Here is a 15,716-nt window from a genome sequence, read left to right on the forward strand (position 1 = left end):
CCATTCCGATCATTCCCACAACCATTACTGCAATTAGAATAATGATGTATGTCATGAATGTACCCCTCCCTGCATCCGATTGATCAACATACTATAAACAGTTTACACGGTGAAACGCCTTTTGAATTGTCCTAACATTGACAAAAATACGACATCTTTAATTTTAACATAAACTAGTATTGCACAACTATTGGATCTGCATCCAACTGGTCACATCGAAATTCTCATCAAATGAGCATGACTTACCAGAAGTTTCATCCGTCATATTTACGGTGTATACTATAATCCTATGATTCATAAATAAAGGATTGAATGCAGCATGTAGTATGGATTTATGCAAATCGCTTACGTAGAAAGGTTGAAATCAATGTCGACTCGTATCACCTTACGCCATCTATTTATTACCATTATGCTTGGCCTCATGCTGATTATTCTATCCGCTTGTGCCGATGGAGAAGCCCATCTGACCGTCAACATGGATGGTTCAACGGATCTGGATATCCATCTCGGTGTAACCGAATCCGCGCTCGGGAAGATTGGACAAGACAATCTGATGCCCCTGCTTGAGGAAGTCCTGAAGAAAAATAACTTCCAGGCTGAGGTCGTAGACGAAGGAGAACGGAAGCAACTCTCGGCAACAACACACTATGAGAAAAGCAATACCGCTGCTAGCTTCGATATGTCCAAACTTCCAAAAGGTATCCAGGTTGAGCAGACAACGGAACCAGGCTTCTTCACTTCCAGATTCCATGTTACTGCCACCGCTGACCTGATGGAATCCATGCCGGATGGGGAGATTAAGGATCAGATCAACAAGGTGCCAAGCTTCCTTAAAAACCTGCTGCTCAAGGATGTGAACTTCGACTTCAAACTGAGTCTGCCCATCCAAGCCGAAGATTCCAACGCGGACCTGGTTGAGGATCAGGGGAAGACACTGACCTGGCACCTTTCTCCCCTCAATTCGAATACACTGGATTTGACAGTACAGGTTCCCAACATTCGTAACATTATCATTACTGCAGTCATTGCTTTGATTGTTGTCGCTGCTCTGCTCATCTGGTTCTTTGTCCGTCGCAAACGGACAAGACGCCGCCGTATGGGATAACTTTACCCGGTAAATGTGAATACTGGAGCATAATTGGATGTTTGACTTGCCAAACCGTGTTATGGATAGTAGAATACATCCGTACTGTGTGAACGGTTAAATTCATTATGGAATAACTAAAGAGGTGACAGGTTTCATGAATATCCGGGAATGCCCACTGCCTGGTATCGGAGTTAAGTACCAGTTTGATACAAAAAGCGGCAACCAACTGGTTATTATTAAACACGAAGATGGACGCCGTGAATTGTTCTCCGTTGATCCAAGCGATCAGGAAGAACTTACATTGATTGCGGAACTGGAAGATGATGAATGCGTAACCCTCTCCGGGTTGATCGGAGGATGGTCCTGATTCCTTGCGGTCATGGACTACGGTTATAGACCAAAGAACCTGCCCCTTTAACCGGGAGCAGGTTTTTTGGTTTCATTTTAATTTTTCAAGTGTCCAGCATTCACCTATTAGCCCGGATATAGGGCACCCAGGTGCGCAGTACACGAGTAATTTCGGATGAACTGAATGGCTTGCTAATAAAATCCTGCATTCCGCACTCCAGGCATGCCTCACGATCACTCGCACCCGCAAATGCCGTTATTGCAGCGATGACCGGAATCTCGGGATGGCTTTGTCTTATTTTACAGGTTGCTTCAATTCCGTCCATGATAGGCATTTTGATATCCATGAAGACGATATCGTAGGATTCCCTTTCGAGTGCGCGCACCGCTTCCTCTCCATTCTCAACGATGTCACACACTCCGCCCAGCTTACGCAGCAACTCTTCCATCAGGTGGCTGTTCACCGGCTGATCCTCCGCAATCAAGATGCGAATATTTGCTGCAAGCAAGGATTGATCATCTTCGATCCAAGTATGATCTGAGGCTTCCATTCCATCACCAGACTCGTCCTGCCACTTCTCTAGCAGCAGAGTAAAATGGAATTCGGCTCCATTACCCATTTCACTATGCACCCCAATGGCACCATCCATTAATTCAACCAGCTTCTTGCTAATCGCAAGTCCAAGACCAGTTCCACCGTATTTGCGATTAATGGCCGGGTCAAGCTGGGAGAAGGATTGGAACAATTGATGCTGTTTGTCCATGGGGATGCCGATTCCCGTATCCTTTACGACAAAAGAGAGCTGGAGTTTGTTCGGATCACCATCTTCAGGGACGTTCACACCCACACGAATCTGAATGCTCCCTTTCTCCGTGAATTTAACCGCATTGCCCACGAGATTGATCAGAATCTGACGGATTCGGGTTTCGTCCCCCCTAACACGCTCAGGAATCTGATCAGACATCTCACAATACAGTTCTATATTTTTTTCGGCAGCTTTTAGGGCAAACAGTTCGACAACACTCGCCAGCATCTCCTGGATATCCACTGCGTCGCGCGACAGATCCATTTTACCCGCTTCGATTTTACTGAAATCAAGTATCTCGTTGAGAATGTGAAGCAGCGACTCCCCACTATCAATAATGATCTCAGCAAATCCGGATTGCTCTGCATCAAGCTCTGTTTCTTTTAACAGATGGGCCATACCCATAATCCCATTCAGCGGAGTACGCAGCTCATGGCTCATAATCGCAAGAAACTCGGATTTGGCACGGTCCGCCTGCTCGGCTGCTTCCTTGGCACGAATGATGTCATTTACCGAAGTCATATCCCGGAACACCAGCACTCCTCCGCGGGTATTTCCTTGATCCATAATCGGTTTCAGCTGAAATTCCGCGAGGAAGCTGGAACCGTCCTGCCTCCAGAAAACGGATTCCGATCTAGGCAAACTGCGACCTTCCCGAACAGCCTTTACAATGGGTGTTTCATTGACCGGATAAGGAATTGCCTCGTTTTGCATCTGCAAAATAATCTGCTCGAAGTGTAACCCATTCATCTCGGTTGGACAGAAACCCATCATCTCAGCTGCAGCCGGGTTAGCAAATATCAATTTTCCGTTTTGGTCGAGTCCAATCACGCCTTCAGACATCGCATTCAGAATCAGGGCACGTTCGTAGCTTAGATTCTCAATTTCCTCCACATATCTTTTGGACTCTGTGATATCACTTGTAATACCGTACACCCCGACAACTCGATCCTCAAGGATTATGGGAACGTTGATAACTCTGGATTCAATTCGGCGTCCGTCCTGATGAATAAGCCCAATCTCATAACTCTGGGCTTCTCCTTTGACAGACTCTTCAAAATGGTATCGGGTCTTGGCCAGATCCACAGGATCAATAAGATGATCAAAGGATTGACTGAGCAGTTCGTCCTTGGAGTGTCCCGTCAGATGCTCTTGGCTAACATTTGCCTTCAGCAAATTCCCATCCAAATCAAGCGAAGCTACGCCTAACGGGTTACAGTCAAAGAGTGACTGATACTCCTGTAGACTCTGCTCCTGCTTTTTGCTCGCCGTAATGTCACGGGTCACCGCAATCATCTCCTGCAGATTTCCCTGCTCGTCATAGATGTAGTGAGTTATCGTATCGGCCCACACTACAGAACCATCCTTATGCAGCAGACGGTAGCTAATACGGTCTGGTGCCAGACCCTGGATCTGTCCTGCAACATACGCCTCCACGAGTGGAATATCGTTCGGATGAATGCAGAATAGTCCGGATTGACCCACGATTTCTTCAGGCTTATACCCCAGCATCCCAAGACTGGCTGGTGACACATACTTGAAAGTGCGTTCCTGATCAGCACGATGTATGGCAATAAGATCGAGAGAAGACTCCGTAAGCATACGAGAGATTCGAGTGCTCTCTTCCAACTGTTTGCGCTGTTCAATCAAGTGCTGCTCCGCTTCCTTTTGCCTCGTAATATCCGCTGCCTGTACAAGCAAATAAAGCGGATTGTTGTTCTCCTCATCCCTAACAATGCAGGCCCGTATGGTCGACCACAGAAGAGTACCATCCTTACGCTTTAATCGAACTTCAGTCTCATACATCTGGCTTACCCCATTCGTCATATCCCAGAAGTTGGCCCTGAATCTCTCCATCTCCTGATCTACATCATGGATCATATGTACAATCGGTGAGTCGATTAGCTCATCTTCACTGAATCCCAGCATTTCGCAAAACGCAGGATTTAGCTGGAGCCAACATCCGTTCACATGCGAAGCAACAGCAATGCCGATTGGTGCATATTTATATAATTGCTCAAACAGAGAGCGACTCTCTGTAATTGGATTCGACACCGCTTATCCTCCTTTTTTCAAATTATTCTTTCATCCATATTATTCGTAATTAACAGCCTGCGCTGTACATAACTTCATCTATAGAGTAGTACCCCAAATAGGATGATGATTAAACGATATCTACTGAATCTTTTGCATGAATCGACATTTTGTGTGCGTTTTTCCCCGGATTGTTCAAACGGAGTACAATTCCGGGTGCCAATCGTCATATATATTAAAAGATACGCGTGAGGTTCCGGTTAACACAAGCCCGAACATTCAACGAAACGGAGGTTGTCATGTATGATCATCGTTGCGAATCAACCCGTTGATTTGGTACCTACTCACTGGTCTGCTTTTGAATGGCATTGGTTGCAGCAGCTTCAGAACAGACCGACCATATATTCCTATCAATCCATGGATCATCTGCAATTCGAATGGAAGCTTCGCGCCTCTCTGGTTCACGCAGCTGAGGGGTTGAATGCCAGCGGGGTCAGCTTTGCTTCATTTGAAAAATCCCGATGTAATCCCGCCTACTGGAATCTCAACAATGAGGGAGGATTTGAACTCAGACCGGATGTAACTCCGGCCGAAGGCATTCGGGACATTTGGAGGAATGGCTCCCTGTACGCGTTTGAATGCGCAACCGCAACGGTCATTGTGCTGTACGGAGGCGTGCTTGGAAGTATTCGCGAAGAGGCCTTCAATTCGCTCTTTCGCAACTTGCTGCTCTTCGATTGGCACTACGATAGCGATCTGCGCTTAACTGAGAAGAACGGCAGCCATACCGCACTTCCGGGGGATGTACTCTATTTCAAAAACCAGGATGTCTCTTCCGAAACGCCAGAGTGGCAAGGGGAGAATACGATTATGCTCCGTGAAGACCTGTACTATGGTCATGGCATCGGTATCGCCTCCGGGGGACAGATTATTCGTACATTGAACCAATTCCGCACTCCCGGAAGTCAAGTTTCAGCCTACTTGATGGATAACGTGATTTATCCCGATTTTTATTATCTATCCCGATTCGCCGAAAATAGTGATATGAATGCACCTGCAGGAACTACGCCTGTATTGCCGGGGCAATTATATGTACGGATTGGCGGCAGCCGGTATCTGCGAACATGAAGCTGAACGTTTGGTTAACGTGGATTCAGAGAAAAGTAAAACGTTTGTCCGCAACCTAAATAAAGCCCAATGAAAAAACAGATTCACTGTCTTTTCATTGGGCTTCTTTGCATAGCATATTGGAAACCACAACGGCTTGCCAAACTTCGGTACGTCAGGTACAAATCAAACTGTTATGCGTTTGGGTCCAACTGGACAACAACCTGCTTGCCACTTACCTGAATACCTGTTGTCTTGCTGCCGTATTCAGCCAGAGATTTACTCAGTTGCTCAGCCCACTCCTTACCTGCGGCGCCTTCTTTGCTTCCGTGAACCTGTATGACCAGTCTTACCGAATCACCTTTTTTCAAGATACGCTCCGCTTGAGCTTGTTTCGTATCTCGGTCATGGTCTTCCATCTGCAAGTTGAGACGGATCTCCTTAACCTTGCGTTTATCCGGCGATTTACCGGATTTTTTCTTCTCCTGTTGAGCTTCCTGTTTGGCTGCTCCAGCACGGATGAGTTTGCAGGGTGGCGGGCTTGTCATCAGCGACAGGCATACCAGATCAACTTTATGCTGCTTGGCAAGGGCCAAAGCTTCTTTTGTGGACATGATACCGAGATCTTCGCCGTTCAGTCCGGTCAATTCTATCTCGGATGCTTTGATATTTTCGTTCTTAATCATGGTGTACCCTCCTTTACGGGAAAAGCCTGTCCTGACCTATGACAGATCAGAGCAGGCTTGGATCAGATTAACGCGATATTCGTGTTCGATGGTTCACTTACAGGGTATTGAACGCTTCGGTCAGAACAGGAACGATTTGCGATTTGCGAGACACAACGCCTTTCAGCACTGCCTTACTATCGGAAAGTGTCACATTGTATGCTTGTTCAACCGCTTTGGTAGACTTACCGTAAGCCAGTGCAACGGAATCATTGTTCAGAATGTCCGTTACCACGAATAGGAACAGATCGAGACCTTTACTTGAAATAATCGCTTCGATCGCTGCTTCAAGTTCAGGTTGTTTCACAAGCACATCGTTAACGTCAACAGCGTTCACTTGTGCAATTTCCACTTTGGCTTGTCCCATGGCAAATTCTTTGGCATCCAGGGAGATCAGTTCTGCAATTGTTTTCTGGCTCAGATCCGCACCGGCTTTCAGCATATCCAAACCGTAGCTGTCAGCATCCACACCCGCAATGGCAGCCAGCTCACGTGCTGCTGCTACATCCTGCTCCGTGCAAGTTGGGGATTTGAACAACAGGGAATCCGAAATGATCGCGGACAACATCAGTCCTGCAATTGGTGCGCTAATTTCAACGCCGTTTTCTTTGTACATTTTATTCAAAATGGTTGCTGTGCAACCTACTGGTTCTGCACGGAAATACAGAGGCTGACTTGTTTCGAAGTTAGCAATGCGGTGATGGTCAATAACTTCAGCCACGGTCACTTCCTCAATATCGCTTACACTTTGCTGACGCTCATTGTGATCGACCAGAATAACCTTGTTTACTTCGTTCGCAGCCGTTTTGATCAGACGTGGAGCTTCCACTTTGAAATGATCGAGTGCAAACTGGGTTTCGCCGTTCACTTCACCAAGACGCACAGCTTCAACGTCCTGTCCCAGTTTAGTTTTGAGATCCGCATACGCAATTGCAGAACAGATGGTATCCGTGTCGGGATTTTTGTGACCAAAGATTAACGCTTTTTCCATATTTATAGCCCTCCGTCAATTGTGATTAGAATAATCATGTCATAATTCAAATCATACCTTACTGATTATAGCGTCAATAAGACTTAATTCCAAACCCTTAACAGCGTTTTGATTGAAATTCGTTCTCAGGGTCTGCTTCATACTGGAAAAGGGAGAATGCCTGCAATACTATTTGGAGGCTGGTTGAGCCACGTTCGCAATCAGATGACTCTCCAGCTTCTCCCCTTCACAGAGTGCCTGTACCAATGCACGGCCGGATTCCGGGGTCATTTTGCCATACCAGTCTCCCTGCGGATACACGATCGTCACGCAAGCATCGTCACATTGCCCGTTACAGCGTGTTCGTGTTGTATGAATAAATCCACCGGCCTGCTGCTTCTGAATTTCATCCCGTACAGCCTGAGTGACTTCCTCTCCTTCGTTCCGCATGCAAGTACCACCGTTGCAGAGCAGGATGTGGTGCTGAAGTTGATCCAGATTATAAATAGCCAAAACTCGGTTCATTCCCCTCGACTTCTATGATATGTATTGATAATCAAGTATCTTTCATAAAAATATAAAGTAGCACACGGAACCTGGTTACGCAATGCAAATATTAATCTGCCAAGCCTTCTCCAGTCTCTCCCCTTTTCACATGAAATGTCTGTAAACTGCCATCCTCACAGATCTCAAGCAGGTTCAATTGCTCACCGTACGCGCATCCGCCATCTATGCCGATCTTGTCACCACTAGGGTCAAACCAGATATCTGCACGATCATGCAGGTGCTTCACTGGTGTGTGTCCAAATACCACCGTATTCGGGATGGATGTGGGCCTTGAGTAAAAGTCCTCCCGAATCCAGATAAAGTCCCGTTCAGGCTGGCTGCGCCAATCCTCTACATCCGGATTGATTCCTGCATGCACAAAGATATAACCTGGTACTTCATGAACAAGTGGAAGCTCACTCAGAAAACGGAGGTGATGCTCGTATCGGCTGCGAATCCAGTGCTTGGCTTCCATGTAGGCAGTCCAATCCATCTGCTCTTCATCAAAACGGATCTCCACGTAACTGCCCAGAGTCTGCAATCCGCCATTGCGAATCCAGTGCAGATCATACTCTTCCACGTCATTCATTAGGGCTTTGACCATCATCGCATCATGATTACCCTTAATCACCACAACACCATGTTTCTCCCTAAGTTCCATGATCTGCTCAACCACCTGCCGACTTTTCGGTCCCCGGTCCACATAATCTCCAAGGAGAATCAGTTCATCCTGATTGAGGTCAACATGCACTTGACGAAGCAGCGCATTGAATTCATCATAACAGCCATGAATATCACTTATGATACATCTGCGCATGTGAATTCCTCCTCTCTGCTTACACAAGAATACAATTGAAGCCCCGCATAGCGGGACTCCAACCCCTAAGAATATAAATTCCAGTTCAACCGGCTCTAATCCTTCTTGAGACCAAAAGCTTCAGCAATCAGGCCAAAAGAGCGCAGGCGTGCATCAAACGAATGAATGGCTGATGCAATAATGACTTCGTCTGCTTCATGACGTTCAGCCATGGCCGTAATTTTGTCCTTCACTTGATCCGGTGTACCAATAATGGAGAAGGAGCGGCGCTGGCGAATCTGTTCCATTTCCATCGCGGTATAAGGATAATTATGCACTGTTTCCAGCGAAGGAAATGAACTCTGCTCTAATCCTCTGCCCAGACGCAAAAAGAACAGTTCATTACTACGAGCCAGTTCTGCTGCTTCTTCCTCCGTCTCTGCGCAGAAGGCCGCTACGGCAATCATGGAATGAGGTTTGTCATTCAGAATGGATGGTTTGAAATGTCTGCGATAGTATTTCATCGCTTCTTCCCCACCAGGTGTTCCGAAAAATTGTGCAAATGCATAGGACGTACCCTGTGCTGCAGCAATTCGGGCACCTTCCGAACTGGAGCCCAGCAGCCATACTTCAGGTACAGTTGGTACAGACGGTCCGGCTACCAGAGATGCAAAACGGTGATCCTCTGGCAGCTGCTCGTGGAAATACCCGCCCAGGTCAGCAATTTGCTGCGGGAAAAATTGTACATTGGAAGCCTTGCCCTCATTCAGAGCCCGGCTCGCAATCGGCATGCCGCCTGGCGCTCGGCCAATGCCAAGGTCAATTCGTCCAGGGTGCAGTGCCTCCAGTAGACGGAAGTTCTCCGCGACTTTGTAGGCGCTGTAATGAGGCAGCATTACGCCACCGGAACCGACCCGAATCCGATCGGTATGAGCTGCGACATGAGCGATCATGACCTCCGGACTGGAAAAGGACAGTGCTCCGCCGCCATGATGCTCGGACATCCAGAACCTGGAGAACCCCAGTTCATCGGCATGCTTCGCTAACGTCACAGTCTCCTGAAGGGTGTCCTGCACACTGCGTCCTTCATTGATATGTCCATGTTCAAGTACACTAAGTTTCATCTATATTCATTCCTCTCGTCGAATGCGTTGCTGGCTGTATTTTTCTAATGCAAAATTCACACTTACTTCATTGTAACATTATTAATTACAGTTTCAAAATCTCTTTATTCTTATCTGTGGAATTGCGATTAAAAAAACTTGTTCCTCTTCTTCTTTAATATACACGGTCCCGTTTACACTGAATAAAAAAATGCCACCAGCAACAGCTGGTGGCACTTCATATTATAATCAAAGCTTTATATTCTGATTATGGTGCTCGTTTGGGCAGCAGCTTCACATACTCGTCAGATAGCTTCATGAGGCTGAGTACATGCTCGTAATCGGAACGATACGGCTCCAGATCGGTAACCGGTTCATATGTTTTAAGCGAATAAGCTGTTCCGTCATCAAAACCTGCACCTGGTATAAACATAATGTCATTGTTGACAAACGAGCCTGTCGGCAAGTAATACCGAATACCGAATGCATTGTGGTCCATATTCAGCAGATCATGCCCAAATGCAGTGAACTGTTCTTCTTTTAACGATACACCCATTAGGTTCATTACTGTAGGCAGAATGTCGAGCTGACCACCAGGCTGTTCAATCAATTGACCTTTAACCTGGTTTGGCGTGTGAATCAAGAGTGGGATATTAAAACGGCTCACTTTGCCATCATACGGAACATTCAGGCTCGCTTGAATCTGTTCGGTAATCTCGTCATTTGCGGGCAAGCCGAAGTGATCGCCGTAGATGACGAGTGTCGTATTCTCCCATAACCCGTTCGCTTTCAACTGATCAATAAGCTGACCTACTGCATAATCGGTGTAATTAATCGCCTGCAAATAATCATGAAGCAACGTGTTCGTGATCGTTGAAGGAATGGTAATGCGCGCCCGATCCGCTGGAACCGTGAACGGTGAGTGGCTCGATGCTGTAATGAACTGGGCATAGAACGGCTGGTTTGCCGCTTGATGTGCAGCCATTTTCTCCACACCTACACGATATAACTCCTCATCCGAAGGACCAAAATCGTTAAAACGGTCATTCTCGAAGCTTGGCTTATCGAAGTATCGATCAAAACCGAGAGCCGGATACATCTTGTTCCGATTCCAGAACGTCACGTCATTGACGTGGAACGTCTCTGACTGGTAGCCTTCGTTGCGAAGCAGCTTCGGAAGACTTGGCAGCTCGCGGTCACTATACCCGGCAGACATCGGAACGACCCCGGTTGGATAGATGGACGTATTGGACATAAACTCGGCATCCGAGGTGTTTCCCTGACCGATCTGTTGGAAAAAATGAGAGAAATAATAGCTTTCTTTGGCTAAATCGTTCAGTACCGGCGTCAATACTTGACCATCCAGTGAAGCGTTAATCGGGAAATTCTGAAAGGATTCCAATTGCAGTACAATCAGATTGCTGCCTTTGGCCTGACCAAAATATTTGGCTTTGATCGCCGATCCCTGGTTAGTTTTGTCCTGATATGGATATTTGCTCACCAGTTGATTAATCTTGTCAATCGTTTCATTAATATTGCCGTTCGCTATAGCTTCGTTTTCCTTGCTGGTCAATATCGCCGAGGAGACCTGATAATTCAAAAATCCGAGATTTTCAGCTCGTACCAGTTCGTTATCAATGGTTTCGCCTTTGACAATAAAACTGCCTGACAGCACGATACAGAATGCAGCCGTAAGAGCTACCCCCAGCTTGCCCCAGTATCTTCTGCGCATTTTTCCGAAATGCAAACCGCTGTCCCGGTAACTTCCGTTCCTTACACCCGAATGCCTGCGACGCATAATGAGCCAAACCGGCAGCGCAAGCACGATGTCAACAAAGAACAAAAAATGGGAAGGACGTATCAGTGGTCCAATACTCCCCCGTACCTGAGCAACCTGCCCGATCTCGCTGAGTGCCGTGTATGTGGGTACAGAGCTAAAATGCACGTTATACAGCGTTGCCGCAAATAGGACGAGGGAAAAGAGCAGGTTAAACCCGCCGTACACCATCCGCTTCCAGCGTTTCGGCACAATGAGATCCAGGATGCACACGACGGTCAGAGCTCCCAATGCATCTGTCACCAGACCGATCCCGGACAGCCCTTGGAAAAAGAAATACCGCAAAAGCGACAGCTTCAGCAGCATAAGGATAAACAAAACGGCAAATAAGATCCGTGAAGAGGTCCGTTCATTTTTGGAATTTAACATGGTCGCTTTCAACCCTTATCTGAAATTTTACGTTCATTTAACAAAACGCATATTTCAGTATAACAGTTTTGCTATTTGTATTCCATGAACGGACCCGAATTCCTGTAACTAGCATGCTGCAGCATCCGGTCTGAATTGAAATTAGGACAAGAACGCCTATTACAATTTATAATTTACATATAGGAAGACGTTCATTGAATCGTGCCAATCGCCTAGGTTAAGCTGTCGTTGATATATCATCAACCTGTACGTCACTGTTCTGCATTCGTGCAATGAGTACGGCCTGAGCAGCAGCAATTCTGGCGAATGCCACCTGTTTAGGCGGACAACTTACGTAATCCATTCCCATACGCTGGCTGTAGGTAAAGGTACTGAGGTCAACATGTTCCTCCGCACAGAGACCTACGATCAACTGAGGTTTACGAAGCCGAGCCTGAACGACAGCGCGTTCCAGTAGTTGTTCTCCCCCATCCAGATGCAGAATCTCTGCTCCAAATGACAGGAAATCAGCCTGCCTGGCTGTATGGGCCACGGTCAGAGCCATCTGAGCCCCTTCAATCAGCGAGCCTACCCTGTAATGGCAGTGACGTCTCTCCTCCCCCAGAATCTGTTCAGCCACTTGATCAATCAGTTCTCTGATTATTTGCAGCTCGCTACCGGGCCCTCTTGACGTTACGAGAATTTCCGGGCGAACCCACAATCCCTGGCGAATGCATTTGAGCGCCGCACGAAAGATGGCTTCTGCCTGCATTTCATAGATTTCCGGGAAAACGGTTCCAATATGACACCCATGCTGCCTGCTGATCGGATGCTGCTCATGCAGCCGCTCTACAAGCTGGATCATTCGACTTAGCTCCTGCCGGTGCACATCAAGTCCTCCTGCATGGCCTAGCTGTAATGCCTCTTGACGTTTCACCAACTCATCCACATCCGGGAGAATTTCATATAATGGAGGATCGAATAGTCTTATCGTTACTGGTAATCCATTCATTTCTTCGAAAATCTGCTCTACATCAGACTGCAGCATAGGCAGCAGCCGTTCCAGACCACGTTTGCGCTCAGCATCGGTTTCTGCCAGCACCATCTTTTGTACATAAGGCATCCGCGAGGAAGACAATAACATATGATCGGTTCGGCAGATGCCAATTCCGTCGGCTCCAAGCGTGCGGGCTATGACAGCATCACGAGGATGACTTGCATTTGCGAGTACCGTTATATTTTTCACATCATCTGCCCATTCGAGCAACTGCTGAAGTTCAGATGTGGGAGTTACGTTAGATGACTCGACACGCAGCAGTGCCTCTTCCCTGGTTATCAAACCTTCATTTGCAAAATCCACTATGGTCCTGATTACAGCTTCAGAAGTTAAACGTGCATCCCGGGCTTGTAAAAGGTAAAGCTTCCCGGACTCAATGACAAATTTAATTTCTTGAACAGTGGTGTTCACTCTCTCCAGCTCACGGCTCGCTTGCAATAGCTGGTCAACCAACTCTGGTTCCGCATGCCTGACCTGCTCCAGTTCCTCCAGGTCAGACCCTGAGCCTGTAAACGTCATGTAATCGCCATAGATCCCTCTGGCCCCAGTCAACGGATGACGTGAGTAGATTGTACCGGTTCCGCAGCGATCTCCACACTCTCCATTCACCATCACTTGAATCAAAACGGGCATACTATAGGCCATCGAAGTGGAGCTCAGGCTTCGGTTATGCAATCCTAAATCGGAAAGGGAGAATGCATGGATGATCCTGTGCAGTTGAAGCTGCACATCCTGAGGGAAAGAGGGATATCCCTGTTCTTCAATAACGCCTTTATATTGCGCAATAGCATACTCAAGTCTCGTTTCATCCAAACTCGTGATATCGCCCAATCGTTCATCGAAAACCTCATGTGGGATGCCATAAACCAACCAGCCATAATTCTGCAGCAGTACCCGGTAACAGTTGAGTGCATACGGGCGGTTGTTGATGCGCTTGGCAAGAGCTTCTACTGTAATGTCATTAAGACCTACGTTAAGCAGCACCAAGGAGTTCGCATCCCGGGGAAGCACGTCACTGGATTGCACAGCAAGCAGAAGCGGAGCCTCCGGATCACCAAAGGCTGTGCCCGTATAGCGTTCCAGGTGCTGAACTGCCCTGTCTAGATCTTCGGAACCTTCGGCAAAAGGTGGTTCTGAGTAGCTAAGGAACTCGTGACAGTGTTCCGTTGTAATGGTGAATCCTGCCGGAACAGGCCACCCCGCCTGGCATAACTCCGCAAGCGCGGCTCCTTTACTGCCCAATAGTCCCTTCATCTCTGCCGTGCCTTCTTCCAACAGAACTACCCGTGTCGTCATTACAGCGCTCCCATCCGCCATTCCATGGCTATGCTTAGAGGTATTCGCATGTTGCGAATTACCCTCTTGTTAATGGTATGATGCAAACGCGCAGTCAAGGACATCTGTGTACGCATTTTGTACTCAGAATGTAAACGTTTATCAAAAGAGTTTTATGGTAATATATAGCTTGACTCAAACAAATCAAACTTAAGAATGGCGAATCCTATGATTACAAGGCTGGATCAATACGATAACTGGGGAGTGAGTATCATTGTTTAGCAAAGTTGGTCAAATCATGTTGTATGTTAACGATCAGGACAAGGCCCTTCAATTTTGGACAGAAAAAGCAGGCTTTCACGTGGTCTCCGAAGTCAACGGCGAGGGTATGCGCTGGATTGAAATTGCTCCTGAAGAAGGTGCCGAGACAACCCTTATCCTTCACGACAAGGAATTCGTAGCCAAAATGTCCCCCGAGTTGAATCTGGGTACACCTTCGCTCATGTTTTTCACCAAAGATCTCGATAGGCTCTATGCAGACTTGGCCAGCAAACAGGTTACGCTAGGTGAACTGGTTACGATTCCGGGCGGAAGAGTCTTCAACTTTGCAGATGATGAAAACAATTACTTCGCTGTGATGGAAAGAGAGTAGATTCGTGAAATCTGGAGATGTGCTCTCTCCATTAGGCGGCGTTATGATTGCCACCCTTCATATTCACACAAAAAAGGCGTCTGACAAAGAGTCAGCCGCCTTTTAACTGTTATTCATATATATGATCTAATTGATACAGCTCCAACACATGCTCCGTTTCGAAGCCTGCTTTTCGGTATAACGATAGCGCACCAAAATTCGTTTCATCTACACATAAGCGGATTTCACTTACTTGGCTCTCCTGATTCAACTCATATAACGCCTTGTTCAGTAAAAGCGACCCCAGTCCCTGCCTGGAGTGATCCTGATTCACGGCAATATATTCAATACTGCCCTCATTAAATTCAGGATCGGCTTCGGCGTAGACATATCCGCGAATCTCCCCTTCCGAGCCAGACAATACGTATAAATGATGATGATCCTTGCTTGAGCGCTGAATGAGTGTTTTAGCATCGTAATACGTTCCGGCAAAGGTGGAATCATGTAACTGGATAAAAGATTCATACTGACTGGGAGCAATGGTCTGAATCCTGTTATTTGTGCCCTGATCCAGGCCTACTTCATTCAATGAGCGATTATGCAAAATAACCTGCCTGCTCTTGAGTTTAGCTCCCTTGCCCTTCATAAACGTAATGGCATTCGCATGATGTTCATTATGAAACCCGTAGACTTTCCGGATATGAATCCGATTTTCGCCTAGCTTGTTCGTTCCCTGCTCCCACAAACGCTCTGCTAATTCTTGCCACTGCTCTGGAGCACACTGAATAAATGGACCCCACAACTCTACAGTCCCTGTATCCGTATCTGTATCCATCCCGAGGACTCCTGTCAGCTGCCCATTCTCATCCAGGGTACTGATCCACAGGTCCGGTTGATCACCGAAAGCATCCATCATCGCCTGCTCAATTTCAAGCGCATCCTTGCCGCAATAACCAATATGATGCTCATGAAGCTGATTCATCTTCGCAATAAAATTAGCGATCACTGACTTGTCCATATACTGAATAATATTGCGTTCCATGACT

At 47.0% G+C, this 15,716-nt stretch carries 13 protein-coding genes; 4 read left to right on the forward strand and 9 right to left on the reverse strand.

The window, feature by feature from the left end; translation table 11 throughout:
• Positions 1-334: 334 nt before the first annotated feature.
• Positions 335-1,105, forward strand: coding sequence for a hypothetical protein (locus tag MH144_RS06780; protein ID WP_239298613.1), 771 nt, complete (start codon positions 335-337; stop codon positions 1,103-1,105).
• Positions 1,106-1,241: 136 nt separating this feature from the next.
• Positions 1,242-1,454, forward strand: coding sequence for a cation:proton antiporter regulatory subunit (locus tag MH144_RS06785; protein WP_095287562.1), 213 nt, complete (start codon positions 1,242-1,244; stop codon positions 1,452-1,454).
• Positions 1,455-1,554: 100 nt separating this feature from the next.
• Here the strand turns inward: MH144_RS06785 and MH144_RS06790 are convergent, their stop codons facing one another.
• Complete coding sequence (locus tag MH144_RS06790; protein ID WP_239298615.1) at positions 1,555-4,296, reverse strand: PAS domain-containing hybrid sensor histidine kinase/response regulator; 2,742 nt, start codon at positions 4,294-4,296, stop codon at positions 1,555-1,557.
• A gap of 282 nt (positions 4,297-4,578) precedes the next feature.
• On the opposite strand from MH144_RS06790, the gene MH144_RS06795 reads away from it, so the two are divergent.
• The gene (locus MH144_RS06795; RefSeq protein WP_239298617.1) at positions 4,579-5,403 is read left to right on the forward strand and encodes a protein-glutamine gamma-glutamyltransferase; all 825 of its coding nucleotides are present in this window, start codon (positions 4,579-4,581) and stop codon (positions 5,401-5,403) included.
• Positions 5,404-5,576: 173 nt separating this feature from the next.
• Here the strand turns inward: MH144_RS06795 and infC are convergent, their stop codons facing one another.
• The 7 genes from infC to MH144_RS06830 form a co-directional block, all read right to left on the reverse strand.
• Complete coding sequence (gene infC / locus MH144_RS06800; RefSeq protein WP_239298619.1) at positions 5,577-6,068, reverse strand: translation initiation factor IF-3; 492 nt, start codon at positions 6,066-6,068, stop codon at positions 5,577-5,579.
• Between the two features lie 97 nt (positions 6,069-6,165).
• Entirely contained in the window at positions 6,166-7,098 is a 933-nt protein-coding gene (locus MH144_RS06805) for a manganese-dependent inorganic pyrophosphatase (RefSeq protein WP_239298621.1), read from the reverse strand.
• 168 nt (positions 7,099-7,266) lie between these two features.
• Positions 7,267-7,590 carry a (2Fe-2S) ferredoxin domain-containing protein gene (locus tag MH144_RS06810; RefSeq protein WP_221806960.1) on the reverse strand — a complete coding sequence of 108 codons (324 nt, stop codon included), beginning with the start codon at positions 7,588-7,590 and terminating at the stop codon, positions 7,267-7,269.
• 103 nt (positions 7,591-7,693) lie between these two features.
• The gene (locus MH144_RS06815; RefSeq protein WP_239298623.1) at positions 7,694-8,440 is read right to left on the reverse strand and encodes a metallophosphoesterase family protein; all 747 of its coding nucleotides are present in this window, start codon (positions 8,438-8,440) and stop codon (positions 7,694-7,696) included.
• Positions 8,441-8,535: 95 nt separating this feature from the next.
• Positions 8,536-9,543, reverse strand: coding sequence for an LLM class flavin-dependent oxidoreductase (locus MH144_RS06820; RefSeq protein ID WP_239298625.1), 1,008 nt, complete (start codon positions 9,541-9,543; stop codon positions 8,536-8,538).
• Between the two features lie 247 nt (positions 9,544-9,790).
• Positions 9,791-11,728 (reverse strand): LTA synthase family protein, encoded by a 1,938-nt coding sequence (locus MH144_RS06825; protein ID WP_239298627.1) that lies wholly within the window; start codon positions 11,726-11,728, stop codon positions 9,791-9,793.
• 217 nt (positions 11,729-11,945) lie between these two features.
• The gene (locus tag MH144_RS06830; protein ID WP_239298629.1) at positions 11,946-14,060 is read right to left on the reverse strand and encodes a putative PEP-binding protein; all 2,115 of its coding nucleotides are present in this window, start codon (positions 14,058-14,060) and stop codon (positions 11,946-11,948) included.
• A gap of 253 nt (positions 14,061-14,313) precedes the next feature.
• Between MH144_RS06830 and MH144_RS06835 the strand changes: the two genes are divergently transcribed.
• Entirely contained in the window at positions 14,314-14,691 is a 378-nt protein-coding gene (locus tag MH144_RS06835) for a VOC family protein (protein ID WP_239298631.1), read from the forward strand.
• A gap of 109 nt (positions 14,692-14,800) precedes the next feature.
• On the opposite strand, the gene MH144_RS06840 is transcribed toward MH144_RS06835, so the two are convergent.
• A complete protein-coding gene (locus MH144_RS06840; protein ID WP_239298633.1) occupies positions 14,801-15,712 on the reverse strand; it encodes a GNAT family N-acetyltransferase in 912 nt (303 codons plus the stop codon).
• Positions 15,713-15,716: the final 4 nt, after the last annotated feature.

Source organism: Paenibacillus sp. ACRRY (assembly GCF_022346995.1).
Lineage (GTDB): Bacteria > Bacillota > Bacilli > Paenibacillales > Paenibacillaceae > Paenibacillus.